General features: G+C 73.9%; 26 protein-coding genes and 1 pseudogene. 15 read left to right on the top strand and 12 right to left on the bottom strand.

Annotated elements, in window-relative coordinates:
- Window positions 1-173 precede the first annotated feature (173 nt).
- Window positions 174-689, bottom strand: a complete 516-nt coding sequence (locus tag FHR36_RS20695) for a hypothetical protein (protein ID WP_253799645.1) — start codon at window positions 687-689, stop codon at window positions 174-176.
- 348 nt (window positions 690-1037) lie between these two features.
- On the opposite strand from FHR36_RS20695, the gene FHR36_RS20690 reads away from it, so the two are divergent.
- The 3 genes from FHR36_RS20690 to FHR36_RS20680 all read left to right on the top strand — a co-directional run bounded on the left by FHR36_RS20690 (window position 1038) and on the right by FHR36_RS20680 (window position 3325).
- Window positions 1038-1958 (top strand): MBL fold metallo-hydrolase, encoded by a 921-nt coding sequence (locus tag FHR36_RS20690; protein ID WP_253799644.1) that lies wholly within the window; start codon window positions 1038-1040, stop codon window positions 1956-1958.
- Complete coding sequence (locus FHR36_RS20685; RefSeq protein WP_253799643.1) at window positions 1955-2785, top strand: enoyl-CoA hydratase/isomerase family protein; 831 nt, start codon at window positions 1955-1957, stop codon at window positions 2783-2785. Before FHR36_RS20690 ends, FHR36_RS20685 begins: the two co-directional genes overlap by 4 nt.
- Before the next feature lie 81 nt (window positions 2786-2866).
- Window positions 2867-3325 (top strand): hypothetical protein, encoded by a 459-nt coding sequence (locus tag FHR36_RS20680; RefSeq protein WP_253799642.1) that lies wholly within the window; start codon window positions 2867-2869, stop codon window positions 3323-3325.
- A 53-nt stretch (window positions 3326-3378) separates the two neighbouring features.
- On the opposite strand, the gene FHR36_RS20675 is transcribed toward FHR36_RS20680, so the two are convergent.
- Genes FHR36_RS20675 through FHR36_RS20665 form a run of 3 tightly spaced genes read right to left on the bottom strand, consistent with a single transcriptional unit; the run spans window position 3379 to window position 4948 of the window.
- On the bottom strand, window positions 3379-4011 hold the full coding sequence (locus tag FHR36_RS20675; protein ID WP_253799641.1) for a hypothetical protein: 633 nt from the start codon (window positions 4009-4011) through the stop codon (window positions 3379-3381).
- Between the two features lie 46 nt (window positions 4012-4057).
- Window positions 4058-4213, bottom strand: a complete 156-nt coding sequence (locus FHR36_RS20670; RefSeq protein ID WP_253799640.1) for a hypothetical protein — start codon at window positions 4211-4213, stop codon at window positions 4058-4060.
- 48 nt (window positions 4214-4261) lie between these two features.
- The gene (locus FHR36_RS20665; RefSeq protein WP_253799639.1) at window positions 4262-4948 is read right to left on the bottom strand and encodes a CBS domain-containing protein; all 687 of its coding nucleotides are present in this window, start codon (window positions 4946-4948) and stop codon (window positions 4262-4264) included.
- Between the two features lie 179 nt (window positions 4949-5127).
- Here FHR36_RS20665 and FHR36_RS20660 point away from each other — a divergent pair, with 179 nt between their 5' ends.
- The 3 genes from FHR36_RS20660 to FHR36_RS20650 all read left to right on the top strand — a co-directional run bounded on the left by FHR36_RS20660 (window position 5128) and on the right by FHR36_RS20650 (window position 6782).
- On the top strand, window positions 5128-5724 hold the full coding sequence (locus FHR36_RS20660; RefSeq protein WP_253799638.1) for a hypothetical protein: 597 nt from the start codon (window positions 5128-5130) through the stop codon (window positions 5722-5724).
- Window positions 5725-5980: 256 nt separating this feature from the next.
- On the top strand, window positions 5981-6415 hold the full coding sequence (locus tag FHR36_RS20655; protein ID WP_253799637.1) for an SRPBCC family protein: 435 nt from the start codon (window positions 5981-5983) through the stop codon (window positions 6413-6415).
- Between the two features lie 151 nt (window positions 6416-6566).
- Entirely contained in the window at window positions 6567-6782 is a 216-nt protein-coding gene (locus tag FHR36_RS20650) for a hypothetical protein (RefSeq protein ID WP_253799636.1), read from the top strand.
- 63 nt (window positions 6783-6845) lie between these two features.
- Here the strand turns inward: FHR36_RS20650 and FHR36_RS20645 are convergent, their stop codons facing one another.
- Window positions 6846-7778 carry a LysR family transcriptional regulator gene (locus tag FHR36_RS20645; RefSeq protein ID WP_253799635.1) on the bottom strand — a complete coding sequence of 311 codons (933 nt, stop codon included), beginning with the start codon at window positions 7776-7778 and terminating at the stop codon, window positions 6846-6848.
- Window positions 7779-7909: 131 nt separating this feature from the next.
- On the opposite strand from FHR36_RS20645, the gene FHR36_RS20640 reads away from it, so the two are divergent.
- Window positions 7910-8245, top strand: a complete 336-nt coding sequence (locus FHR36_RS20640) for a carboxymuconolactone decarboxylase family protein (RefSeq protein WP_253799634.1) — start codon at window positions 7910-7912, stop codon at window positions 8243-8245.
- A gap of 40 nt (window positions 8246-8285) precedes the next feature.
- Here FHR36_RS20640 and FHR36_RS20635 read toward each other — a convergent pair whose 3' ends face one another.
- From FHR36_RS20635 to FHR36_RS20620, 4 genes are all read right to left on the bottom strand, one after another.
- The gene (locus FHR36_RS20635; RefSeq protein WP_253799633.1) at window positions 8286-9608 is read right to left on the bottom strand and encodes a lipase family protein; all 1323 of its coding nucleotides are present in this window, start codon (window positions 9606-9608) and stop codon (window positions 8286-8288) included.
- A 160-nt stretch (window positions 9609-9768) separates the two neighbouring features.
- Entirely contained in the window at window positions 9769-12600 is a 2832-nt protein-coding gene (locus tag FHR36_RS20630; protein ID WP_253799632.1) for a poly(A) polymerase, read from the bottom strand.
- Entirely contained in the window at window positions 12600-14351 is a 1752-nt protein-coding gene (locus FHR36_RS20625) for an RNA ligase family protein (RefSeq protein ID WP_253799631.1), read from the bottom strand. The genes FHR36_RS20630 and FHR36_RS20625 overlap by 1 nt, the downstream gene beginning before the upstream one ends.
- Before the next feature lie 110 nt (window positions 14352-14461).
- Window positions 14462-14860, bottom strand: coding sequence for a VOC family protein (locus FHR36_RS20620; protein ID WP_253799630.1), 399 nt, complete (start codon window positions 14858-14860; stop codon window positions 14462-14464).
- A gap of 173 nt (window positions 14861-15033) precedes the next feature.
- Between FHR36_RS20620 and FHR36_RS20615 the strand changes: the two genes are divergently transcribed.
- Both FHR36_RS20615 and FHR36_RS20610 read left to right on the top strand, forming a co-directional pair.
- On the top strand, window positions 15034-15330 hold the full coding sequence (locus FHR36_RS20615) for a DUF6247 family protein (protein ID WP_253799629.1): 297 nt from the start codon (window positions 15034-15036) through the stop codon (window positions 15328-15330).
- Between the two features lie 230 nt (window positions 15331-15560).
- Window positions 15561-17483 carry a hypothetical protein gene (locus tag FHR36_RS20610; RefSeq protein ID WP_253799628.1) on the top strand — a complete coding sequence of 641 codons (1923 nt, stop codon included), beginning with the start codon at window positions 15561-15563 and terminating at the stop codon, window positions 17481-17483.
- Window positions 17484-17544: 61 nt separating this feature from the next.
- Here the strand turns inward: FHR36_RS20610 and FHR36_RS40340 are convergent.
- Window positions 17545-17667: pseudogene (locus FHR36_RS40340) on the bottom strand (multicopper oxidase domain-containing protein); the annotation flags it as partial.
- Between the two features lie 85 nt (window positions 17668-17752).
- On the opposite strand from FHR36_RS40340, the gene FHR36_RS20605 reads away from it, so the two are divergent.
- From FHR36_RS20605 to FHR36_RS20590, 4 genes are all read left to right on the top strand, one after another.
- Entirely contained in the window at window positions 17753-18412 is a 660-nt protein-coding gene (locus FHR36_RS20605; protein ID WP_253799627.1) for a VOC family protein, read from the top strand.
- Between the two features lie 228 nt (window positions 18413-18640).
- Window positions 18641-19882, top strand: a complete 1242-nt coding sequence (locus FHR36_RS20600) for a hypothetical protein (protein WP_253799626.1) — start codon at window positions 18641-18643, stop codon at window positions 19880-19882.
- 101 nt (window positions 19883-19983) lie between these two features.
- A complete protein-coding gene (locus tag FHR36_RS20595; RefSeq protein ID WP_253799625.1) occupies window positions 19984-20340 on the top strand; it encodes a YciI family protein in 357 nt (118 codons plus the stop codon).
- 71 nt (window positions 20341-20411) lie between these two features.
- Entirely contained in the window at window positions 20412-21008 is a 597-nt protein-coding gene (locus tag FHR36_RS20590) for an EF-Tu/IF-2/RF-3 family GTPase (protein WP_253799624.1), read from the top strand.
- Window positions 21009-21058: 50 nt separating this feature from the next.
- Here the strand turns inward: FHR36_RS20590 and FHR36_RS20585 are convergent, their stop codons facing one another.
- On the bottom strand, window positions 21059-22261 hold the full coding sequence (locus tag FHR36_RS20585) for a globin domain-containing protein (protein WP_253799623.1): 1203 nt from the start codon (window positions 22259-22261) through the stop codon (window positions 21059-21061).
- A gap of 230 nt (window positions 22262-22491) precedes the next feature.
- On the opposite strand from FHR36_RS20585, the gene FHR36_RS20580 reads away from it, so the two are divergent.
- Both FHR36_RS20580 and FHR36_RS20575 read left to right on the top strand, forming a co-directional pair.
- Window positions 22492-23040 (top strand): YrhB domain-containing protein, encoded by a 549-nt coding sequence (locus tag FHR36_RS20580; protein ID WP_253799622.1) that lies wholly within the window; start codon window positions 22492-22494, stop codon window positions 23038-23040.
- Window positions 23041-23387: 347 nt separating this feature from the next.
- Window positions 23388-24116, top strand: coding sequence for an SMI1/KNR4 family protein (locus tag FHR36_RS20575; protein WP_253799621.1), 729 nt, complete (start codon window positions 23388-23390; stop codon window positions 24114-24116).
- 227 nt (window positions 24117-24343) lie between these two features.
- Here the strand turns inward: FHR36_RS20575 and FHR36_RS20570 are convergent, their stop codons facing one another.
- Window positions 24344-25105, bottom strand: a complete 762-nt coding sequence (locus FHR36_RS20570; RefSeq protein WP_253799620.1) for a metallophosphoesterase family protein — start codon at window positions 25103-25105, stop codon at window positions 24344-24346.
- Window positions 25106-25150: the final 45 nt, after the last annotated feature.

Here is a 25150-nt window from a genome sequence, read left to right as displayed (position 1 = left end):
CGTCCGAGATGACGTGAGGAAGAAGAAGAGTGCACGTGCGGATCGCTCTCTACCTGGGGACCGGCAGGCCCCGAACGGCCCACACCGTAGCGTGGACGCTTCGACGTCGCACGGAATTTCGATGCCTGGTCAGACCGGCTGCTGCGACCGCCCGTTCCCGGCTGATGAGCCGGTCAGCCAGCCACGGACTCGCGTGCGGCGGTGTCCCAGAGTTCCATGCCGGCGCGGAGGAGTTCGCGCACCGCAGCGGCCTCCTCGTCCGTCCAGGAATCGTCGTCGTCGGCGGTCGGGTCGAGAGCCGTGCCGCCGAAGAGTTTGTCGTAGGCGCTGTTGTGGACCGGTCCCTGCTCGGGCAGTGGCGCGCCGGTCGTCAGGCTCCGGGAGAGGTCCTCGAAAAAGTTCCACGCGTCCAGCAGCAGGACCTCCCGTACCGGAGCGTCTCGGGGATGCTGCATCCACCGCCGGACGGCCGCGAGGTCGAGCGCGGCCGTGTCCTCCCCGTCCTCCCACACCAGCTCCCAGCCGTTGCGCCGACAACACTCGCTCATCGCGGCAAGGTCGGGGAAGGTGCGGAGCCGTCCGAGACCGTCGACGACGAGCCGGTCGACGTCATCGCCCTCCCCGAGCCGCCAGATCAGCAGCAGATCACCTGTCCGGGTCGTGATTCGGTACGGGTAGTGGTCGGCCATACGGCGGTCTCCCTGGGGTCGCGGCGGCAGCTGCCGGGTGGGCCATCCTGCCCGACGTCGAACCGGACCCCGGCACCGCCCTGCACAGCGGCCTGTCCTGCGGCGGCGGTGTCGGTCCGGCGGCTGCTGAAGCATGCTGGGAGGGAGGTCCGTCCGGAGGGGTGTTCCGGTGATCCACTCCTGTGCACGGACCCCCATCAGGACCGTGTCGCAGGCCGGCGTCCTCGGATCCTCCCTCCAACGGTTCGCGAGCGATGTCGCGGCCTTCCTCGACCGCGACCGTCCGTGACCAGACCCGGCAGCGCCGGCCGGCGGTCCGGCCGCGTGCCCTGAACGACAGGAGCAACCATGTCCACCGACATCGGCATCAGCCACGAGGTGCTCGTCACGGACCCGGAGCCGATGGGCGGAACCCAGCCGCTGCCCGACGGGCAGCCGCGCACCTTCCAGCCCAGCGCGGTCACCCTGATCAGCGGTCGGCACGACGCCGTCCTCGTCGACCCGCCCCTGACCCGCGAGCAGGCGGAGCGGGTCGGCGACTGGGTCGAGGCGAGCGGAAAGCGGCTGATGTGGATCGTCGCCACCCACGGGCACGGCGACCACTGGTTCACCGCCGGGATGCTCGCCGAGCGATTCGGCGCCCGGGTCGCCGCCTCCGCGGGCACGATCGCACAGATGCACCACAACACGCAGGCCCGGGGCGTGCTGTGGGACGTCATCTGGCCCGACCGGATCCCACCGTCCCCCGTCACAGCGGTCACCGTTCCCGGCGACCGCCTCAGCCTCGAAGGGCACGACCTCGCCATCGTGGACGTGGGACACGCCGACAGCGACGACTCCACCGTGCTGCACGTGCCGGACCTCGACCTGGTGGTGGCCGGCGACACGATCTACAACGGGGTGCACATGTACCTCGCCGACTCGGCCGACGGGAACTTCGGCCCGTGGCGCAAGGCGATCGACACCGTCGCCGCGCTCGGACCGCGCCGGATCGTCGCGGGACACCAGAACAGGAACCGCGACGACGATGCGCAGCGGCTCATCGCCGAGACCCGCCGGTACCTCGACGACGCGGAGGCGGCCCTGGCCGCCCACGACACCCCCGTCGAGTTCTTCGACGCGATGATCGGGCACTACCCGGAACACCTCGGCCGCACGGTGCTGTGGATCAGCTCCCGGGCCCTCTACCTCGCCCGCGAGGGCGGCGACCCGGTCCGGAACCTCCTCGCGGCCTGGATCCCGCCGACCGACCCGCCGGAGCCGTCATGACCTTCGCATACGCCTCGATCCGCACCCGGCAGGACGCGGGAGTCCTGTTCGCCACCCTCGACGCCGGCCCGTTGAACCTCATCGGGGTGGACCTCGTCCGCGACCTCGTCTCCCTCGTGGCCACGCTGAACGCCGACCCGGGTGACGTGCGGGTCGTCGTCATCGACAGCGCCGCACCGGACTTCTTCTCGGCCCACGTGGACCTCGCGGCGGTCCCGCAGTACACGGCGGAGGCCGCGAAGGCCGGCGGCCCCGGTGACGCCTCGCTCGGCATGCTCCTGCACGCGCTCGCGCACGTCCCGGTGATCACCATCGCCAAGGTGCGCGGCAGGGCCCGCGGCGGCGGGGACGAACTCGCCCTGGCCTGCGACATGATCTTCGCCTCGCGAGAGAAGGCGGTCTTCGGCCAGTTCGAGGCCGGCACGGGCGCCCTGCCCGGCGCCGGCGGCATCCAGCACCTGACCAGGCGGCTCGGGCGTACCCGCGCCATCGAGGCCGTCGTCGGCGCCGACGACTTCGACGCCGACCTCGCCGAGCGCTACGGCTGGATCAACCGCGCCCTGCCCGACGCCGACCTGGACGGCTTCGTCGAACGTCTCGCCAAGCGCATCGCCGGATTCCCGCCCGAAGGCGTCAAAGCCGCCAAACGCGCCATCAACGACCTCACGCTCCCGGACCGGGCGAACGTGCGCTCCGACGCCGCCACGTTCCAAGGTCTGATCGCCCGCCCCGAAACCCGTGAGCGCTTGGACCGCCTCGCCGGCCGCGGCCTCCAGACACCCGGCGAACTCGAACGGGACCTGGGCCGGGCCGTGGCAGAGCCGTAACGAGGGCACGGCAGGAACGGTTGCAGGCCACCGGCCGCAGAGAGACGCTCGGAGCGGGCCAGCTCACCGCAAGGAGCGCACATGTCCACGATTCACCTGCATCAGACGATCGCCGCCACACCCGAGGAGTTCCTCGCCGGACTCACCGACTTCGGGCCGGGACGCTCGGAAGTCTTCGGCAACAGCGCCGACAAGTACCTCGAGGTGCACGACCGGGGCCCGCACGAGGCCGACGTCACCGAGGGCTCGGCGGGAATCTGGGAAAGGCTGCACTACGACTGGTCCGACCCCCGCCACGTCGTGATGACGACCACCGACTCCAACGTGTGGGGCGGCGGATCGGGTCACACCTACACCTTCACCCCCAGAGCGGACGGGACGACCGAGGTGGACGCCGTCGTGGTCCGCGAGGGCAAGAACCTCAAAGGACGCGTACTCGGCGTGGTCGTCGGCACCGTCGGCAAGCGCCACCTCTCGAAGGCCTTCGCCAGGACCGGCGAGGCCATCGAAGCCCGGCACCGGGCCAACGCGGGCATGTGACCGAAGCCCCGAAGCCCCGGAGCCCGGCAGCATCGAATTCCCGGCGCAGGACACTAGCGGGGCTCCGGGCGGTCCAGCGGGAAGTGGCGGATCACCGACGGCTTCCAGGCCCGCTCGGCCGGGTCGTGCCTCAGCGCGAACTGGCTGATCACCCGCTGGCCACCCTCGTAGTCGCTGTACAGCACGTCGACCGTGAGCAGTTCCCCGGCGTCGATCGCGGCGGTCAGCGCCCGGAACTCCGCAGCCGACGGGTCGCGGAACGCGCCCTGCCAGCAGCCGTGGTCGCCGGGCGCCAGGAAGATGTCCCGGACGTGGGCGGTGAACTCCGCCAGCGGCGGGCGGGCCCGCTCGGTTCGCACCTCGGGGGTCACGTGCCAGCTCTGTAGCACGGCCAGGCCGGTGCCGACGTTCCGAAGCGAGATGGCCAGCAGCACGATGTCCTGGTGGACCTCGACCACGGCCCCGCCACCGGGGACGGTGACGATCCGGCCCTCCACGAAGCGGGCGGTCAGCTCCGGGTCCTGCTCCCGCGAGGACACCAGCAGCGGCTGCTGCCCGGCCAGCAGCGTGCGCTCGGCCGTGCGGGCGGAGCGGTTGGCGGAGCGGACGGAGGCGAAGGTCGCCACCGCCAGGACGAGAGTGCCGCCGGCGGTGGCCAGCGAGGAGATGGTCGCCCAGTCCGTCACGCCCGCAGGCTAGCCCCGCCCGGGACCGCCCGCACCCGGCCGCCGCTCAGAACGCCTCGGCGAAGAGCACCACCTGCGGGGCCTCCGCCTGCCGGCTGTCCGGCGCGCCCGGTCCGCAGGTCACGTCCGCGCGGGTGCCGGGCTCCGGCGTCGGCCGCGGCCCGGACCGGGAGCAGGGGGCGCAGCGGGCCGCGGTCGTCACCGTTGGTGTTCAGATGTGGGCATATTCATCGAAGTTCAGGCGCGGACACTAGGGTGCCGGCGCGTACGCGTGGAACGGGTCCGGTCCGGTCTCCGGCGCCGAGTTCGTACGGTCGGTGACCGAGACCACCCCGTCGACCGAGCGGCAGAGCCGCGCCACGAGCGGGGCCAGCCCGGACGGATCGATGGTGCCGCTGAGCACCACGCGGCCCTGCACCACCTCCACGCCGACCAGGGCCGGGCTCACTCCGTCGACCTTGCCCAGCACCTCCTCGACGATCTCGCGATGGATCAGCCGGTCCTCGCGGAGGAACACCCGCAGCAGGTCGCCCCGGCTCACCAGCCCGGCAAGCCGCCCCTGCGCGTCGACCACCGGCAGCCGCTTCACCCCGTGCGCGGTCATCAGCCGGGCGGCGGCCACGACGCTCGCGCCGGGCGTGGTGCACAGCACCGAGCCGCTCATCAGTTCCGCCGCGGTCACCGCGGCCCGACCGGTGGCGGGGCCGCCGCTCGGGGTGGTCTCGGGTGTGAGCGACAGGTCGTCCTCCTGCGCCGCCAGTGTGCGCAGCAGGTCCGCCTCCGAGACGATGCCGACCGGCCGGTCCTCGGCGTCCACCACGGGCACCGCCGTGATGTCGAACTCCGCCAGGACCGCCACGATCTCCCGGAACCCCGTCTCCGGTGCCACGCGGACAACGTCCCGGGTCATCACCGACTCCACCGTACGGTGGCCCATGCCCGCCTCCCTGCTGCCGTGCCCCGATCCTTGCCCACCCCTGCCCCCAACGGTAGGGCCATTGGGCCTGTTTACGAACTGTCTCCGGTGACCCTGCGCACCGTGCGCTCCCGGGAAAGACGCGGGTCCGTTCGGCCGCGTCATGGGAGGATGCGGCACGACCGGGAGGAGAGGGGCGCATGGGACTCGACTACAGCTACGAGATCTTCACGCCTGCCCGGAACGTCACCCGGGCGCTCGCCGAACTCGTCCAGCTCGCGCCGCGACCCCGCCGGAAGCCTCCGCTCACGCTGACCATTCCCGGCGGCGACCGACTCGTCGTCCCGTTCACATCCCACTTCAAGAGCGACCCGGTCGACTGCTCCGCCGGCGGCACGCTCGAACTCGACACCTCCCTCGTGGTCGGCGTCGACGACGCCGTGCGCGAGTTCGTCGAGGGTCACGGGTTCGAACTCGACGAGCTCGGGAGGGCCGCGATCGGGTACATCTACCTCACCGTCCGGTTCGCGCCCGCGGAGCACCCTCGCTACGCCTCGCTCCAGTTCACCGCAGCCACCACGGGGATGAGCCTGATGTTCGAGCAGTCCGCGAGCGTCAGAGCGGTGTTCACCGGCCTCGCCGCTGCCAGCGGGGGAGTGTGCTGCGTACTCGACACCGAGATCGACTCCGTCGAACTGTGCTGGTTGAACGGCCGGTCGGCCCAGGAGACGGTTCCCGGCCCCCGCTTCGCCGACTGGAGTGACGTCGTGGCGACCTGGCCCGACCAGGACCAGTGACGAACCACCGGAGGTGAACCACCGGTCCCGGGGAGGGGCGGCAACGCTGCGTGAACGCTGCGTCTCCGGGGAGTGGAACGCGAGAGCCCGCACGTCGCGGAGTCGGTCGCCGAGGCCGCCCGCGGTCCGTCGCCTCGATGAGCGGCCGGGACCGCGCGGGCGGCCTTGGACCCGCCACCCATCCGTTCGGCGCCCGGCAACGAATGACCGGTGAAGCACCTGGCGGCGCGCCGATCGTGCGAAGGGAGCACCACGGATGGTCACCGTTGAACGCAGGATCACCATCGAGCGGCCCGTCGGCGAGGTTCTTGCCTACCTGGCGGACTTCGGCAACACGCCGGAGTGGGACCCGGGCACCGAGAGCTGTACCCGGATCGACAGCGGACCGGTCGCCGAGGGTGCCACGTGGCTCAACGTCTCCCGCTTCCGCAGTCGGCAGACCCGGCTCACCTACCGGTTGGAGCGCTACGACCAGGACCGGCTGGTCTTCGTGGGCGAGAACCGGACCGTGACCGCCACCGACGACATCACCCTGCGTGCGTCGCAGGCAGGCACCGTGGTCGTCTACCGCGCGACGCTGCGTTTCAACGGCCTGGCGCGCCTGGCCGGCCCGTTCGTGCGACCGACGTTCGAGGACTTGGCGGACCGGGTCGCCGAACGGCTCCCGCGCGTCCTCGTCGCTGCTCCATGAGCGCAGGCCCTGCCGGGCGCGGGGGGTAGGACGACGAGTGAGAGGAGTGAACCGTGCGGATCCGGGGACTGAAACCGCTGTCCCGCCTGTCGGACGGCCCCGGGCAGCAGAACCGTCCGGCGCCGCCCCCGTCGCTCCGGAGCTGAGAACCATGCCAGTTTCTCAACACCACAGGTCGGAAGACGACTTTGTCGATCTGGTCTGCCGCGCCGTCGCGAAGGGTGACGGGCCGGCCCTGGACGTGCTGCTCGCCGTGCTGGAGGTCGTGGCGGACGAACCGCTCCTGGATCGCCTCGACGCGGCGATGGGCCGCCACCACCTTCCCGGACAGGGCCCGCAGGGCGGCACCGACCGCCCGGTCCGCTGAACCCGCACGAGGCGAGGCTCTTGAAGGCGTGACACAGACCGTGGAGGCCCAGTTGGGCCCCCGTCAGCGGTCGTGCGGTGGGCCGGTCGAGGCGTCCGGCTGCTCCGTCAGGACATGCTGCTGTTGGGCCGCTGCGGGCCGGACGGCGGTGGTGAGGGCGTGGACGAGGGCGTCTACCAGTGGGTCCGTGCAGTCCGCGGGGTGGGCGGTGACGATCCGGCTCGGGGGGTGGCCGTCGACCGGGACGAAGGCGATGCCCGCCCGGGCGTGTCGGAGCGAGGCCCCGGCCGGCAGCAGGCCCACCGCGTTCTCCCACAGCACGCTGTGCAGGCACTCTTCGACCGACGTCACCACCGGGCCGGGTGAGTCGTCGTCGGCGGCGAGCCAGTAGGCGCGCCAGCGTGGGTCCGTCCCGGTGGGCAGGCGGAACCGGGAGCGCTCGGCCAGCTCGGTGACGTGCAGCCGGTCGCGGCCCGCGAGGGGATCGTCGGCGGGGACGGCGGCGACGACGGGCTCCACCGCGAGCGGGCGGACGGTCAGACCGGTGGTGTCGAACGGCAGTCGGGTCAGCGCCACGTCCACCCGGCGCTCGCGCAGGCCGGCACTGGGGTCGGTGATCGGCGCCTCCCGCAGCCGTACCCGCAGTCCGGGACGGCTGCGCCGCAGGGCGGCCAGGGCCGCCGGGCCGGCGTTGAGACCGGCGCCGGCGACGACGCCGATGACGAGCACCCGGTCGGCCTCGGCGTCGCGTACCCGCTCCCGGGCGCGGTCGGCACGCTCCAGGAGGTCGCGGGCCTGCGTCAGCAGCACCTCGCCGGCCGGGGTGAGCCGGGCGCCGGTCGGGATCCGGTCGAAGAGTCGGCAGCCGAGGTCCGCCTCCAGGTCCCGGATCCGGCGGCTGAGCGGTGGCTGGGCGAGGTGCAGCCGGGCGGCCGCGCGGCCGAAGTGGCCCTCCTCGGCCACCGCGACGAAACAGCGCAACGCCCGCAGGTCCATGACCGGCCACGATACCGACAGCCGACCCGGCCGTTCGAAACCGGTCTTGGACGGGCCCCGGAGACCTGGGCTGAGGTGGTGTCGGGCGCCGGACAGCAGAGTCCGCCCGCCCGTCGACCGAGGAGACCACCGTGTACGAGCACCCCGACGACCTGCATCGCGCCCGCAAGGTGGGCCGCGCCGCCCCGGCGGAGTTCGCCGCCTGGCTCGCCTTCCAGGAGGCGGTCGACCGGGAGGACGGCGCGGTGCCGCGGCGCTACCGCGAGCTGATCTCGGTGGCCGTCGCCCTCGTGACCCAGTGCTCGTACTGCCTCGACGTGCACACCGCGGCCGCCCGCCGACACGGCGTCAGCGCCGAGGAGCTCGCCGAGACGGCCTTCGTGACAGCCGCCGTCCGGGCGGGCGGCTCGCTCGCCCACGCGCTGCTCGCCGACCGGCTCTTCGAGCAGCACGGCCACGACGGGTGACGGCGGCGGGGCAGTGGTGGGAGGTGGCAGGGCGGCGGGATCAGCAGTTGCTGGGGGCCGGCCGGTCGGCGAACCGGTCGGCGATCCAGTTCAGGTACTCCTGCTGGGCGACGAACGGCACGGTGTTGTGGGTGGCGCCCTGGTAGGTGGTGTACTCGACGGGCTGGGAGAAGCCGCAGGCGCGCTTGATGTACTGCTCGGTGGAGTGCGGGTTGATGACGGTGTCGTCGGTGCCCTGCATCACCAGCACCGGTGTCAGGCCGGTCGCGTAGCCGGGGGTGTTCTCGTAGAAGCGGTTCCGCCAGGAATCCGGTACGTCCTTGATCGGCTGGAAGAGGGTGTCCAGCTGGTGTGCGTCGCCCACGTTGTTCTGGATGACGTCGGCGAAGTGCTCGATGCACGCGGTCGCGTCGCCGGCGAGGGCCTGGATTCCGGCCGGTCGGAGGACGTCGGCGGCCTTCAGTTCCGGGTAGGCGGCGAGGAACCCGCGGTAGAGGTTGATGCGCAGGGCCGCGTTGTGGGACTCGGAGGAGTCGCTGCGCGGACCGGGCAGCACCTTGCCGTCGAGCTCGGGCCCGATGTCCGCGGCGGGGGCCAGCGCGGCCACCCCGACCAGGTCGACCCCCGGGGCGTACCCGGAGGCGTCCTGCCCGACGAACAGGCCGGCGCCGCCGCCCTGCGACCAGCCGAGGACGGCCGTTCGGCTGCCCGTGTGCGCCGCACGGATTTTCCCGGCGGCGAGGACGGAGTCCAGGACGTTGCGTGTCTCCGTCCCACCCACCACGTACTGGTGCACGCCCGGGGTGCCCAGGCCCTGGTAGTCGGTGGCGACCACCGCGTCGCCCGCGGCGAGGAAGTCGGTCAGCGCGGGGACGCCGACGTCGATCGAGTACGGGCTGCCGTAGGTGAAGTAGTCGATCAGGTCGACGGCCGGGTCGGGCGCCGCCGAAGGCGCGCACTGGCGCGGGCCGCCCACCGTACCGTGCGCCCACGCCACCACGTTGCGCCCGTCCCGGGGCGAGGGTCCGTCGGGCCAGACCAGCAGCCCGGACACCGCCACCGGGGTGCCGTCGTGCAGCGTGGAGCGGTACAGGATCCGGCAGGCCCGCGCATGCTCGGGAGCGGGGACGCGCCGCGCCCAGATCAGATCCCCGTGTCGACCTTCCGGCAGCGGGGACGGGGGCTCATAGAAGTCCGGACCGTCCGGGCCCACCCGAACCCCCGGTGCGCACAGCCCGCTCTCACCACCGGGCCCCTCGCCGTGCCCCCAGCCGTCGCCGGCCGCCGCCGCGATCGGCTGGGCCACCGCGACCAGGGCGAACAGCATGGCCGCCACCGCGTTCGCCCGCATCCATGCCCTCATCCGCAAATCGCCTTCCGTGCGCAACGTGACCGATTGTCACATTCTGTGATGATGCTCACTCAGGTCGAGGAGGGCTGCAATCGCAGCGGCCGGCGGGCGCGGTCGAGGACCGAGGTGGCGGCGGGCGCGGCGACCTGACCCGCTGGATGTCCAACGGGGGTCAGGAGAGCGTGGGGACCTCGCCGCCCGGGGTGAGGGTGACCTCGACGCCGGGCAGGCCGCGGGTCCAGCGGTCGGAGACGGCGGCGAGGGTGTGGGCGTCCAGGGGCGTGCGGCCGAGGCCGACGGCGAAGCGGGCGCCGGTGGGAGTGGTGGCGAAGGGGCGGGGCCAGGCGTGCGCGTCCGCGGCGCCGGCCTCGTCGAGGGCGGCGAGCAGGGCGCGCATCCGGCCGCGGACCTGGCCGAGGAGTGGTTCGAACTCCGCGGCCCCGCCCGCCTGTACGGTCACCACGGCCCAGGCGGCGTGCCGACGGTGCAGGGGTGGCGGGGCGAGGAGTTCGGCCCGCGCGCCTGCGTCGGTGGTCGACGCCTCCAGGATCTCCCAGGCGCGGTAGAGCTCCTGGGCGAGCAACTCCCGGCCGCCGGCGGTGACCTGGGCGGTGCAGGATCGGACGGGGGCGGTCGGCGTGGCGATGGTGATCGGTTCGGAGGGCACGGCGACCGGGCCGACGGGTTCGCGCCAGTCCCAGGCCGCCCAGCTCCCGAAGAAGTGCAGCAGCAGGTCCCGGCCGTCGAGGTCCGGTGCCTCGCGGACGGTCCGGGCGGCCAGCACCGCCCAGGCGAGGCCGGGCAGGCCGCCGAACGGCGCCGAGTCCAGGCCGCGGGCCTTCGCCCACGCCTTGACCTCCCGGGTGAGGGCGGCGAATGCGGCGTGCCGCGGGCCGACGGCGGCCGACAGCGCGTCCGCGTCCGACACGGCGCTCAGCGCCACGGCGGCCGCCTCGCCCAGCTCGGCGCGTCGCGGGACGGCCTCTGCCGGGTCGAGCGTCCCGGTGGGGACGACCACCAGGTCGACTGCGAGGGCGTCGACGGCGAAGCGCAGGCCCGGCACCCGGGCGCCGGTCACCCGGCGCAGCCGAACGGCGTCCGGCAGCGCGGCCGCCACGCGGGCGGTGAGCTCCGCGAGATCGGGCTCGCCGGGCAGCGCGACGACCAGGTCCAGGTCGGCGCCGGGCAGCGCGCAGCCGGTGCGCCGCGATCCGGCGAGGTGCAGGACGCCCTCGCCGAGCGCTTCGGCGAGCCGCCGGGTGGTGCGGGCCGCGAGCGCCTCCTCGGCAGGACCGGGAGCCTCCACCGGGACGGGCTGCTCTGCGGCGGGCTCGGGCAGCCACTGGAGTTCGCCGGTGCCGAGCGTGAGCACGGCGCGCGGGCGCATCGGCTCGTCACCGCGCCGCGACAGCAGGACCAGCTCGCCGACGGCCGCCTCGGCCGCGGGCAGCCGGGCGGCGCACTGCGCGGCCAGCCGGTCGGCGTCCGCGCCGCGGCCGAGGCTCAGGTGCGGGGTGAAGCCCTCCGAGCGCCCGCGGCAGCGGGGGAACCGGTGCAGCAGGGCCCGGTGCAGCGCCTGCCACGGTCCGGCGCCGTCGGCGGCCGGGTCCAGCCAGACGGTGGAGTCGCTGCGGTGCCCGAAGCTGCGCACCCCGGCCAGCCGGGCGGTGAACGGTGCCGCCTCGGCGGCGGCCTGCGCGAGCAGCGGCGCGGCCCGTTCGAACTCGGCCTCGGGGACGAAGCCGTACAGCACGTTGACGTGCGGCGGCCAGCGGTGGATCTGCGGGTCGTGCACGGCACGGACGGCCTGGATTGCGGGCCACAGCTCGTCCGGCGGCCGCCAGGCGAGGGCGGTGCGCGCGGTCGGCGCGACGTCGAGGACGCCGCCGGGTGCGGAACCGGCGGGGCCGAGTTCGACCGCGACGCCGTAGTGGTCGGACGGGTGGAGGCCGTCCGCGCTCGGGCGGTCGCCGAGCAGGACGGCGGAGCGGGCCTGCGGGCCGCCGGGGCGCAGCAGGACGCGGTCGAGCCGGGAGGCCCGGCCGGAGAGCGAGGAGACGGCGGCCAGCGGATTGGCGCCGGGGTCGAAGGTGGGGGTGTCGTCCGCAGGGCCGTGCACGGTGCTCCATGCGTCCTGCAGCCCGAGGATGGCGGCCGGGCCGTCGGGGCCGCCGCGGCCGTCGTTGAAGTCGCCGGCCAGCACCAGCTCGCCCTCGACGCCGGCCAGGCCCTCGGTGACCCGGGCCAGTTCGGCCCGCCGACGGGCGGGCCCGTCCTCGGTGTGGTCGCTGGTCAGGTGGGTGGCGGCCACGGTGAGCGGCCCGCTGCCGGTGTCGACGACGACCGCGGCGAGCGCCTTGTGCGGGCCGAGCACGTGCCGGCCGGCCTCCAGCACGGGCAGTCGGCTGAGCAGGAGCAGCCCGCAGTCCGGTACGTCCGGGCCGCGCGGGTCGGTGCCGACCGTCCAGCCGTCCCGCAGCCACGGCTCGCGCAGCAGCAGGTCGACCAGGGCCGGTTCGACCTCCTGGAGGGCGATCACGTCCGCGTCCGTGCGGGCGATTGCCGCCAGCAGCAGCGGACGGCGGCGCGCGGTGTCGATCCGCTCGCTGTCGTAGCGGTCCCAGAGGGTGTTCCAGGTGACGATCCGCACGGTGGCGCGGGCCGGGCCGCCCGTCGGGCGGTCGGCGGGCCGCCAGGCGGAGCCGTCCCAGGTGTGCGGGGTGCGGGCGGTGAAGAACGGGGCGTGCAGCCGCCGCCCGTCGCGGGCCCGGCCGGCCGTGGTGGTGTCCAGCCGGTCCACCCCGGAGGCGCGGTCCCAGACCGTCTCGCCGTCCGCCTCGACGGACAGCACCCGGTGCCAGGGGATGTCGCCGCCCGGGGCGAAGCCGTCCAGCGGGACGCGCTTCGGGTCGGCGCCGCGCTGCTGGACGAGCAGCACGAACCGTGACGGGTCGAACCGGGCGTCCCAGCGGACGCGGTGGTAGACCTCCTCGCTGGTGCGCATCAGGCGTCCTCCCCGCCGATCGTGCCCGCCGTGTCCTCGACGGCGCCGGCCTCGCCCACGTACCAGGTGCGGTGCGCCTCGCCCGCGTACGGCGGGCCGAAGCGGCGCAGCTGAGCGGCGAGCACCCCGGACGGGACGGGGTGCGGCCGCACCGTGTTGCGGCGGACCAGCTCGGCCTTGCCGACCAGCAGGACCACCTGGGTGACCAGGGCGTCGCGGCGCTGCGCGATGCCCTGGACGAGCGAGCGCTGCTGGCGGTTGAGCGAGGTGGCGTCCCACACCACGGTGCCACCGCGGGCGAGCGCCGCGTCGAGGCGGTCGAGGCCCGCGCGCAGGATGTCGGCGTTGGCCCGCTGGTCGCTGCGGTCGCCGCGCTCCTCGCGCAGCGCGTCCAGCGAGATCCGGGCGGCCGTGGCGGGCAGGCCGTCCGCGAAGACGCTCTTGCCGCTGCCGGACGGGCCGACCAGCTGCACCAGGTGCGGGAAGGCGCCCGAGCGCCACCGCCAGGCCGCCGCGACCGCGTCCTCGACTCCGGTCACCCGGCCGAGCGCGAACGCCTCGCGGGCCTCGGCCCAGCAGCGATCGGCGGCGTCCGGCCCGAGCTCGGCGAGCGCCTCGCCGAGGCCGGTCCGCAGGGCGGCGAGCGGGGCCTCGCCGAGCAGCCCCGCGTCCTCGGCGTGCAGCGCCGACCATTCGGCCTGCTCGCGGGCGTCCGCCGCCTCGGCGTCCGCCCGCCCGGCCGGGACGGCGGCGGCCACCGCGTGCAGCACGCCGAGGTCCGCGGCCACCGCCAGCCGGACGAGGCCGGCCCGACGGTCCTCGTCCGGGTACGGGCGCTGCAGCGCCGGGTGGAGGCCGACCAGGTCGGCGACCCGGCGGGCGAGCGGCATGCCGAGCGGTCCGGCGAGCGAGGCGGCGAGCCGGGCCCGGTTGCTGCCGGGCAGCGCCGCGGCCAGCACACCGGCCAGCCGGGCGTCGCCGCGCCGGCCGAGGACGTCGAGCCGGGCGCAGACGTCCTCCACCGCCGCCCCGGCAGCCTCGGTGACTTCGACGGCGGGGTCGAGCCCGGCGGCCGCCAGCAGGGCCGGCAGGTCGGCGGGCGCACCGGAGCGCACCGCCCAGAGGGCGGCCGCCGGGCCGAGGCCGTTCTCCACGACCGCCGCGTGCATCCAGTGGGTGTCGGTCTGCACGTGCTGCGGGCGCACCCACTTGGCGACCCGCAGCCCGAACTCCTCCCGGGCGAAGCCCTCGACGGTGCGGACCACGTACCCCTCGACCCGCTCGGTGTCGAACCGCAGGGCGCGCAGGGCCCGTTCGTCGAAGGTGCCGCGCCACAGCACCCGCGGCGCCGGGACGCCGAGGCGGCGCAGGAAGCGCACCGTGTCGTCCCAGCCGAGGCAGCGGTCGGTGGCGTCCCAGACCGAGAAGCCGTAGAACCAGCTGTCCAGTTCGCGGTAGGCGATCGAGTGCCGGGCGAACATGTTCTCCCCGCACACCCGCCACCCGGCCGGCGCCAGCGGACCGATCCGGCCCTGCAGGCCCTTCACCCAGGCCCGCGCGGGATGGTGGCCCGAGTCGAGCGAACGGGCGTGCAGGCCGTCCCGGTAGAGGGTGGTGTTCTCGCCGTCGAGCTTCTCGGTGACGACGACCTCCCGGCCGCGCAGGCCGTCGAGGCCGCCGGACCGGACGTCGTCCGCGGAGGCCCCCGGCGACCAGGGAAGATGCGGGGTCCGCGGGTAGCTCACACGCATGATCCGCTCCTGGTCGGGGTGATGGGGACCCCGTCACCTTAGGAGGCGGCCGCGTCCCGTTCCACCCGATTTCGCCGCCCCGGCGCATCCTGGGGCATCCCGGGCCGGGCTCAGGCGGTGGTGGGGGTGAGCAGGATCCAGATGTGGCCGAAGGGGTCGCGGAGCATGGACTGCCGTGCGCCGTACGGCATGTCGGCGGGGGGTGAGAGGAGCTCGGCGCCGGCGTCGACGGCTCGGGCGGTGAGGCCGTCGACGTCCGGTACGTAGACGTGGAGGGCGACGGACGGCCGGGACCTGTCCGGGGTGGCGAACGGGGCGTCGGCGTCGCCGAGCATCAGAGTCGCCCCGCAGACGGAGATCTCGGCGTGGACGATGCGGCCGGCGTCCCCGTCGAGCCGGAAGAGCTCGGACGCTCCGAACGCGGCCGTGTAGAACGCGATCGCGTCGGCGGCTCCGTCGACCATGATGTGGGGGATGACGGTGTTCCGGTACTGCTCGGGGATCTTCATACGGACGACGGTAGGCCGCGGCGATCGACCCGCGCCTGAGGCAAAGGCCTCGCCCCGGCTCCTGCGCCGGACGTAGGACCGGAGCCGGTCGGGAGCGGAACTCCCCGTCGTACGCGCCCACCTGGCGATCCGTTTGCCGTACCGTGGCCGACGACGATGTGGAGGAGACTCGCATGAGCGCCCAGCCGGAACACCTTCCCGCCCCGCCGCCCGCTCCGGCCCCGCGCGCCGCCGCCCGGCTGCTCACCCGCATCCGGAGCCAGGAGGAGGACCGCAGGACGCGTTGGCTGCAGGCGTTCGAGCGGGACTGGGCCAAAGCGCTGGACGACTCGCGCCAGACGTACGACCTGACGCCCCTTCACGAGGTGGTCCGCGCCTGGCAGGTCCGCCTGGACAGCGCGCCGGCCGTCGACGCCTTCGTCGCCGGCGGGATGGACGACGAGGACGGCATCGACCTCGACCGGCTCTGAGGAACCCGCCACTTGAGGGATCGGGTCCGGCCCGTCCGCGGCCCCGGGGCCGGACGCGCGGGCTGCGGCTTTTCGACGTGCGGTCGATGAACAGATGACGCCACGTCAAATACTTGAGCATGGCTCATGTTTGCCGTTCCCGAATGGGCTACCGGCCGGTACCTTCTGTCATGCCCCGGTCTGCCAACCTTCCCGGCGCGCCCGACCGTCGACCCGAAGGAACCCTCCACATGGCCGTACCCAAGCCCACCCTGTCCACCGTTGCGGCCTCCGCCGTCCTCGCGCTCTGCGGCTCCCTGCTGGGAGTCGTCGTCGCCGGCCCGGCCGCCGCCGCTGACACGGCCCCGACTCCGCAGCCCGCCGCCACCGTGCCGGCGACCCTGGCCCCCGCGACCGGCGGCCCGGCGAACGCCACCCTGGCGGACCCGGCCCGGCCGGGCGCACCCGCCGCCGCGCCCGTCGCTCAGAACCTCGCCCTGTCCTCCTACGACCCCGGCACCGGCAGCGCCGTCCTCGCGCCCGCCGCGAACACCCCGTCGATCGCCGCCAGCCCCGCCGGTCCCGCCGGCGACGCGGTCAAGCCCGGACAGCTGATCGACAGCCCGCCCACCGCCGCCGCACCGCACGGCGCACTGGTCGCCGTGACCGGCGTCCGGCAGGCGGCCGACGGGACGGTGGCCGTGAGCACCCGGCCCGCCACCCTGCCCGAACTGCTCGGCAGCACCAGCGCCGCCCTGCACACGGCGATCGACCCGGGTTCGTTCCATGTGGAGCCGCAGCTCAAGGGCATCCAGGTCACCTCCGACCTGGGCCCCGTCAGCGGCCACGGCTCGATCTCCGGCGGCATCGGGCTGAAGGCCGACGCCACCGTCCCGCTGCCGAACGGCTCCACGGCGACGCTCGCCGGCTCGGTCGAACTCGACCCGAGCGTCGACTTCTCCTACCAGGGCGCCACCGGCCTGATCGACCCCCAGCAGGCGCGGATCGGCTTCGCGCTCGGCGCGCACGCCGACTGGCACGTCAGCGGCACGTTCACCGGCGGCGTCCCGATCCGGATCCCGATCGCCACGTACAGCGCCAGCCCCGTGGTGATGGTCGGCGCCCTGCCCGTGGTGATCAACCTGGCCTTCACCCTGTCCGCCGACATCAGCGCCGACGGCACCGTCACCCTCGACGCCGAACAGTCCTACGACGGCAGTTGGGGCGTCCACTCCGACTACGTCAAGGGCCCGGGCTGGACCACCACCACCGACCCCGGCACGTCGACCGTCTCCCCGCTGAAGCTCAGCCTCAGCGGCGCCGCCTCGGTCAAGGCCGGCCTGCTCGCCGAGGGCTCGATCGCCCTCTACGACACCGTCGGCGTCAAGGCCTCCATCGAGCCGTACCTGCGGGTCGCGGCCGACGGCACGGTCGTCCTCGACCCCGGCAACACCGCGCCGATCGACCACGGCACCGTCACCCTCTACGGCGGCATCGCGATCGACGGTGCGCTGATGGCCCGCCTGGTGATCCTCGGCACCCCGGTCCTCGAGAAGGACCTGCCCTTCCTTGCTTTCCGCCGCGAATGGCAGCTCACCTCGCTCACCACCGGCCAGGCCCCGGCGCACGCCGCCACCTGGACCCCGCTGGTCGCGGACGCCGGCGACGACAACCGCTCGGCCTACCTGACGGCCCGGGCGGACTGGGACAGCGGGGCCCACAAGGCCTCCTGCCCGGACGGCGGCCGCCTGGTCGGGCTCAGCCACGGCGGCGACCGCGGACTGTGCACCGACGCCGCCAAGGCCGACCTCTGGGCGGCCGACCGGGCCTTCACCGTCGTCCACGACGAGACGAACGTGACCGCCGACTGGGCCTACGGGTACACCAAGGCCCAGTGCCCGACCGGCTCCTTCGCCACCGGCTTCAGCCGCAACGGGCGAAGCCTGGGAGTCCTCTGCGCCAAGGCCGCCGGCCCGCTCTCCACGGTGACCCGCACGGTCTGGTTCGACAAGGGCGACAACCGCCCGGCTCCGACCGGCGGCGACTTCGCGTACGGCTGGGCCAAGGGCCAGTGCGCGGACGACGAGTACGTCGCCGGGGTCGCCTACAGCCAGCCCTGGTACGAGCTGTGGGCCTCGCGCCCGTACGCGATGCTCTGCGCCAAGCTGGTCTGACCACACCCCGGGGGCGATGGCCGCGGCGGTCGCGATGGCTGCGGCGGTCACCCCCGGGCTCTCACCGCTCCACGTAGTGGACGGTCTGCATCATGCCGAGGTCCTCGTGGTGGAGCTGGTGGCAGTGGGCGATGGTGCGGCCGGTGAAGTCCTCGTACGCGACGAGAAAGGTGACGGAGTCGCCCGGGCCGACCGCCGGCGAGGCCGACGCCGGGACCGGTCAGGATTCGAGAAGCCTCGGCGGCCGGGCGGCCCCTAGCGTGGTGGTCATGGCAAACACCACTTCCACCGCAGCCTCCACGTCCATCGCGTCCGTCACCCTCGAGGTGGCCGATGTCGACGCCGCCCACCGCTTCTACCGCGCCTTCGGCGTGGACACCTACATCCGCCTCCGGGCCTCCGAGGCGCACACGGCCGGATTCTGCGGCTTCACCCTGGCGCTCACGGTCTCCGGACCGGCCACCGTCGACGGCTTCGTCGGCGCCGCCGTCGACGCCGGCGCCACGGTGGTCAAGCCCGCCGCGAAGTCGCTGTGGGGCTACGGCGGCGTCGTCCAGGCCCCGGACGGGACGATCTGGAAGATCGCCACGTCCGCGAAGAAGGACACCGGACCCGCCACCCGCGAGATCGACGACGTCGTCCTGCTGATCGGCGTCGAGGACGTCAAGGCCACCAAGCAGTTCTACGTCGACCGGGGCCTCACCGTGGCCAAGAGCTTCGGCGGCAAGTACACCGAGTTCGCCCCCGGGCAGGCCAGTCCCGTCAAGCTGGCGCTGTACAAGCGCCGGGCCCTCGCCAAGGACCTCGGCGTCCCCGTCGACGGCACCGGCTCGCACCGCATCGTCCTCGGCAGCACCACCGACACCTTCGCCGACCCGGACGGATTCGCCTGGGAGGCCGCCGAGTCGCCCGCCCCGACGGCGTCCTGACGGCCGGACGGCGCCACGGGTGCGCGAATTCCGGTCGACCCGGCGAGCGGCGGCCACTACGCTGCTGCCCGGCTGGACACGCACTGCCGATCGTCGCTGCCCCTCCCCGCCCACGCCGGGATGCCGGGGCGCCGCCGACCAAGGGGCCCCCGGGCGCCCGTGTCGATCACCGTGCCGAATCATCGGGCGGGGAGCGCGTGGGCAGACCCGCCGGGATGCGACCGCACCGTGACGAAGAAGAACCGACCGACCCCGGCCCGGGCCGCCCGAACGGCCCAGCACGCGGGCACCACCACCCCGTACACCGCCCTGCTGCGCGCCGCCCGCACCCGGGCCGCCGACGAGCCGACGATCGAGGCGCTGACGGCGCTGCTGATCGGCAACACCATGGCCGTGGGACCGGACCCGGCCGGGCGGCGGGCGTGGGCGTCGGCCGCCGCCGAGGCGCTGACCTCCCTGACCCGGCGGGACGGCGCGGAGGCGTACCCGGCGGCCGCACAGGTCGAGCTGCTGCCGGCCGGCGAGCCGCAGGAACCGCCGTTCGCGGTCCTCACCGTGGTGGCCTGCCGCGCGTGGACGCGGGCGGGGGAGTGGCAGCGCGTGCTCGAGGACGTCCGCGACGCCCTCGACCCGGCCGCCGACCCGGTGCCACTGGGCCGGTTCGCCGCCGTGCTGCCGATCGGATCGGCTGCCGCCGACGTCCGGCGCGGCAAGCGTGCGGAAAGAGTGGTGTTCGCCGCCCGGTCCGCCGCGGCCGACGTCGAGTTGCAGGCCGCGCTCGCGGCCGGGCCGCGGACGTGGCCGGTCCCGTACTGGCCGGAGTCGCAGGACCGGCAGGCGCCGTACCGCCCCGATGCGGCGTACTTCCGGGCCGGCGGACAGGACCCGGAGCAGTGGGCCGGGACGCTGTGCCTGCGGTGCGGATGCACCGTGGCGCGGGCGTGCCCGCACTGCCCCGGCTGCTACTGCGCCAACGACACCTGCCCCGATCCCGACCTGCGCCACCGGCAGCAGCACCTCACCGACGTGGGCGGATACCTGCTGACCGTCCGCGTCCCCGCCGGCACCGACGAGCGCCACCTCGCCCAGCGGGCCGCCGACACCGTACGCAGCGTCACCCGCCGTACCACCGGCGAGACGTACCCCGCCGCCGCCGCGGTGCTGCGCCTCGACGAGCCGTGGCGGACGGTGTCCGGGCCCGCCGGCGGCCTGGTGGAGGCCCGGTTGCTGGTCTGCTGCGAGACCGTACGCGACTGGGACACCGACGGTGAGCTCGACCGGACCCGGGCGGACCTGGCGTACGCACTCGAGCGGGTCGGCGGCGCCGCGCCGCCGGCGCCGTGGGGGAAGCCCGTCGCCCGGCTGCTGGAGCCCGCCGAGGCGGACCGCCTCCGCGGGCGGGCGGTGTGGGCCGTGGCCACCCGCGACGCCGACCCGCTGGTGCGGCGCGCCGACGGCGGGTCGCGGTAGGGCGAACGCGCCTTCCGGCCGGTTGTCGGACCCGGGGCGTACCCTCCGTCGCACAGGTGAGAGGCGGCCGAACGGAGCCGCCGCGACACTGAGGAGACGTCATGCCCGAGTACCTCATCGCCTTCAACGACGAGTGGGTGCCCGACCACACCGGCGAGGAACTGCGCGAGAAGGCCGCGGTCGTCAGAGCGCTGGTGGCGGAGATGAAGGCGGCCGGGGTCCTCGTCTTCACCGGCGGCGTGGACGACGCGGCCCCGGTGTTCAGCGTCGACGCGTCGAGCGGCACACCGGTGTTCACCGACGGCCCGTTCGCCGAGACCGACGAGCACCTCGGCGGCTTCGCCGTCGTGGACGTGGCCGACGAGGAGGCCGCGCGCCTGTGGGCGGGAAGGATCGCGGTCGCCTGCGGCTGGCCGCAGGAGGTACGACGCTTCCGGCTGCCGATGAACCGTCAGTGAGCACTCGTCGGCCCGGATGCTACAAAGGGCCCGACGTTCCGTCACCTCAACCGCCCGCCCTGGAGTGTGCCATGCCCGAGACCGAGCCGTCCTTCCTGATGGCGGTCGAGGACGTCTTCGGGTGCCACCCCCACGGGACGTACGTCACCGGCGAGGTCCTGCAGGGCGTCGTGCGGGTCGGGGACGAGCTGGAGGTCGTCGGCCTCCTGCCCACCCGCCGCATCACGGCCGAGAAGCTCGGGGTGTTCCGCAAGCAGCTGACCGAGGCCCGGGTCGGCCAGAACATCGCGGTCCTGATCCCCGGCATCAACCGTACGCAGGTCGCGGTCGGCCAGGTTCTCGCCACCCCGGGCACGGTCCGGCCGCACAGCCGGCTGCGGGCGACACTGCGCGCGGAGACGGCGCTCGGTACGGCCCTCCAACTGCGCTTCGCGGAGCGGTCGGAGGTGGTGGAGGCGACGGTGCACCTGCCGGAGGGCGCCGACGCATCCGCGCTCGACGGGCCCGCGCCCGCCGGGCCCGCGCTCGACGGGCCCGTCGAGATCACGCTGGACCGGCCGGCCGTCTTCGAGCAGGGGACGGAGTTCACCGTGGTGATCCAGACCCGCGACGTCATCACGAGCACCCGCCACCTCGGCACCGGCCTGGTCGTCGAGGTGCTCGACTGAGGCCCGTCCCCGGGGCCGTCCCCGGGGACGGATGGCCTGCTGCTGCCGGTTCAGGCGGTGGCGTCCGCCAGCCACAGGTCGGGGCCGAACATCTCGTACCGGATCCGGCGGGCCGGTATCCCGGCCCGGAGCAGCTGCGCGCGGGCCTCGCGCATGAAGGGCAGCGGCCCGCACAGGTAGACCCGGGCGTTGCCGGGGATCACCGAGCCGGTCAGGTCGATCCGGCCCGGGTGCGCGTCCGGCTCGTCGGCCCCGGGCTGCTCGTACCAGAACTCCACCCGGGCGTCCGAGAGTTGACCGGCGAGCTCGCGGGTCCGGGCGCGCAGCGCGTGCTCGCCCGGCGAACGGTCGGCGTGCAGGACGGTGACCGGTCGGGTCGAGCGCGTCGCGGTGAGGTGTTCGAGCATGCCGACCATCGGCGTGCAGCCGATCCCTGCGGAGACCAGGACCAGCGGGTTGTCGGTGTCGTCGAGGACGACGTCGCCGAACGGCGCGGAGAGCGTGAGCTCGTCGCCGGGCTGCACCGTGTCGTGGAGCAGCGCGGACACCTCGCCATCGGGTGTGCCGTGGCCGTGTACCCGCTTGACCGTGATCCGGCGCAGTTCGGCGTCGGGCGCGGAGGAGAGGCTGTACTGGCGCAGCTGGTGGACGCCGTCGGGCATGCGTACGCGTACGCTGACGTACTGGCCCGCCCGGGCGCCCGGCGCGGCGGCGCCGTCGGCGGGGCGCAGCAGGAACGAAGCGGTGTCCGGCGTCTCCCGGACCCGGTCGACCACGGTCCACCGCCGCCAGGTGTCACCCGGTACGACGCCCGCGTCCTGGTAGAGGCGCGCCTCCTGGGCGATGAGGGCGCCCGCCATCAGCCAGTAGACCTCGTCCCAGGCGGCGGCGACCTCGGGGGTGACCGCGGCGCCGAGCACGTCGGCGATGGCGGCGAACAGGTACTTGTGGACGATCACGTACTGGTCCTCGGTGACACCCACCGCGACGTGCTTGTGCGCGATGCGGTCCAGTACCGCCTGCGGGTACGTGTCGGGATCCGCGACGAGGGCGGAGGCGAACGCCGCGATGGAGCCGGCCAGGGCCTGCCGCTGGGTACCGCCGGCCTGGTTCCCGCGGTTGAACATCCCGTCCAGCAGCTCCGGACGGTCGGCGAACATCGTGGCGTAGAACCGGGTGGTGATCTCGTCCAGGGCCGCCCCGACGGCGGGCAGGGTGGCGCGGATCATCGCGGCCGACTCGGCGGAAAGCATGATTCTCCCCAGGGAGTTGGAGGTACGGAGGGACTTCGACCGCTCGTTTCGCCGGCCGGTTACTGGTCTACCAGCGCGTTTCGCCCGGCTGCGCGGGCCGAAGGTCCCTGACCGCTTCCCGTTCGGCTCTGGCCCCTGTCGCGACGGCCGAGCGGCCGGCCACGCCCGACGGTGCTCCCTCGGTCCTGCGGCGTCGAAATCCGGTTGCGCCGTGGTGAACGATGAGAGGTGTGATCACCGAGGAACGTGCCGTGGAGCTGGTCGAGGGCCTGTTGGCGAGGAGTCGCCGGGAGTCTCCGTGGATGGCGCGGCTGCCCGGGCTCGCTGTCGTCGCGGTGGAGGAGCATGCCTTCGGATGGCTGGTTTTCTGGCAGTCGGCGGAGCACATCCGCACCGGGGAGATCGGGGCGATGCTGGCGGGCAACGGGCCATTCCTGGTCGACCGGCAGGACGGCAGCATCCACAGCATCGCGGCCGTCGGGTTCGGCGGCGGCGGGTGGGAGGAGCACTACCTCCGGCAGATCAAGGGCGTCCGCCCGCCGGAGGCGGCCGATCCGCTGCTCGCGGCGGTCCGAGCGCTCGTGCAATCCGACGGGACGATGGCCGCCATCCGGCATGTACGGCGGCAGGCCCCGCTGTTGGGACCCCAGCAGGCGAAGGCCTATGTCACGGCCGTCCGGGACGGCGACGACCCCCCGGAGGAACTGGCCGTCCTCATCCCGAAGCCCGCGGCGCGTCCGTCGCCGCAGATCGAGACCCTGGCCGGCCCGGTTCAGTAGCCTTCGGTGGCGGAGACCTCGCGCCCGGGCGCCGGTCGAGCAGGACGGCGTCGGTGTCGGGGTGGTTCAGGTCGACCAGCTCCGCAAGCGCATCCACGGATCGCACTGCACACCCTGCGTCGAACGTCGGGCTGTGACGAGCTCCCTCCGACGACGAAGCGGAGGGGAAGAGCCGCAGGGCTGGACCCGACAGAACGCCGGTGACACTCCCTGGGTAGCCGGCACGGTCACACTCCGGTGGAAGATCGTCAAGGATCAGTGGCAGTGGAAAGTCACCTCCGCCGGGCAGGCCTGGTGGTCTGCTCGGTGGCCGTGGCTATGTCGGTCTGCGGCGATATCGTTCTCGGATGTCCGAACTTGACCTCCGAGTGGATCTGCCGGCGGCTTTGACCAGCCCGTCCGCTGCGTTCGCGTTTGTCGAGCGGTTCGCCGAGAACCTCGGCGCTCCTGTGCAGCCCGAGGACGGAGTGCCCGAGGCGGAGTTGACCGCGGCCGAGCAGCGGCTTGGCCTCGCTCTGCCCGGTGCGATGCGCGAGTGGTACGCCCGGTTCGGGCGGCGCCGGGATCTCTTCCACGCCCTCCGCTATCCGTACGCCCCGGAGGACCTGGAGGCGGAGGACAGCGTGCTGATCTGGCAGACGGAGAAGCTCTTCTGGTACGGCTTCGCGATCCCGCTCGACCGCGTCCACGAGTCCGACCCGCCGGTCGTGTGGGACAGCTACGAGGAGGGCAGCGAGTGGGAGCCGTATGCGGACCGCTTCTCGCTCGCCTGCATCGAGCTGCTGATCACGCAGAACCTCCTGTGCGGCGACAACGGCGGCCAGCGACGGGAGCGTCTGCCTGGAGACGCCGAGTACCTGGAGCGGCACCTCACGGAGGTGCCCTCGCTGTACGGGCCGGAGGCCTGCGACGGGCTGCAGCGGTGGTTCGTCGGCCGCAATGTGCTGGTCTGTGATGACCGCTCGGACGACGGCGTCGAGCTCGGGTGGTTGCAGTACAGGGCATTGACGCCCGAGGCCGCCGACCGCCTCCAGGCGGAGCTCCCCGGCAAGTGGCAGGAGATCATGGACTACTGACCGCCTGCCCGTCGCCCAGCGCCGGGCGGTGCCGCGGGCGCAGGCGAAGCGCTCTTCGGAGGAGGCGTCAGCCCGGGTCCCGGCCACGGGACCGACGGCGAACGACGCGGCCCGGATTCGGACCGACCGACTCCCTGGCCGGCGTGGCGCCCGGAGGTGTCGGCGTGCCGCCCGCGCGCCTGGCAGCGCCGAGTACGGCTGCCCGCCAGGGCCCGGTGGGCACGGCTTCACGCGGTGTGGTCGCGGCCGTCCCGTGGGGCGAAGGCAGTGAGGGCGTCGGCGTCGCTCGCGCGGGCGTGGAGGTAGTAGTCGGCCCAGGCGGCGATGTCGGGGTAGGCGGAGTCGCGGGTGAGCCGGGTGACGGCGGCGTCGGTGTCGAAGCGGGTGGTGCGGAGTTCGACGCCCGGCCCGAGGAGGGCCCAGTGGGCGCCGGTCCGGCCGTAGGGCATGCCGACGCTGCCGGGGTTGACCACCAGCCGGCCGTGGGCGAGGCGGACGTACGGCATGTGGGTGTGGCCGCAGACGACCGTGCGGATGTCGGGGTCGAGGCCGGCGAGGACCTCCTCCCAGCGTTCGAGGCGGGAGTCGACCAGGACCACCTCCTCGTCGTCCCGGGGTGTGGCGTGGCAGAACAGCACCTCGCCGAGTCCGTCCACGGTGAGGGTGGCCGTCCGCGGGAGGGAGGCGAGCAGGTCGAGGTGGTCGTCGCGGAGCTGTTCGGCGGCCCAGGGGCCGATCGGGTCGGGGATCGTGTCGCGCTCCTTACGGCGGTACTCGAGGAGTTCGCGGTCGGCGTTGCCGCCGACCCACCGGACGCGGTCGCCGAGACCGCTCAGCAGGTCGAGGACCTCGGCCGGCTGCGGACCGGCGCAGATGTCGCCGGTGAGCACGATGCGGTCGGCCGCCCGCACGTCGGGTTCGGCGAGCACGGCCTCCAGGGCCGGCAGGACTCCGTGGATGTCGGACAGGACGGCTGTTCGCTTCGGCATGGTTTCCACCGTGCGGGTGCGGACGGTCGGAGCGCAGGTTGTTCG

It is taken from the genome of Kitasatospora cinereorecta, assembly GCF_024172095.1.
Lineage (GTDB): Bacteria > Actinomycetota > Actinomycetes > Streptomycetales > Streptomycetaceae > Kitasatospora > Kitasatospora cinereorecta.
The sequence above is the reverse complement of the archived record's forward strand: the minus strand, read 5'-3'. Positions and strand labels throughout refer to the sequence as shown.